We start from the raw sequence: 420 nt of genomic DNA on the forward strand, positions 1-420 counted from the left end.
GTGATGGTCTGGAGCGCGTACCCCAGCGACCAGAACTTGTTGCCGACCTTGGCGTTGGCCGGGTCGCCGTAGTCCGAGTTGGCGTAGGGGGGCCGAGCGGCCGGCACCTGGTCCGTGGCGACCACGGCCGGGCCGATCTGCGCCATCTCCTCCCGGATCACCCGTCGCAGGTCGTCGATGCTCGCCATGATGTCCTCGCCTTCGATGAGGCCGATGCTGGTCAGGTAGCGGCGGAACAGCGGGGTCAGGTCCCGGCCCGCCTTGATCGAGTCGCGGAAGAAGCTGAAGTGCGTGTGCCAGAGGTGGGAACTGTCTCCGGTGCTGCGCTTGCCCAGCCGGTCCCACCGCTTGACCGTCTGCCCGTCCGGGCTGTAGATGATCTCGCGGATGTCCCGCGTGTCCGGCGCGCCGGCGGTGCAC

Annotated in this window: 1 protein-coding gene; it reads right to left on the minus strand. The window is 68.8% G+C overall.

Annotated elements, in window-relative coordinates; all coding sequences use genetic code 11:
• On the minus strand, nt 1-420 hold a 420-nt coding region (locus IG99_RS49985; protein ID WP_037684611.1), incomplete at both ends, for a hypothetical protein.

Source organism: Streptomyces griseus subsp. griseus (assembly GCF_000720255.1).
Classification (GTDB): Bacteria; Actinomycetota; Actinomycetes; order Streptomycetales; family Streptomycetaceae; genus Streptomyces; species Streptomyces griseus_I.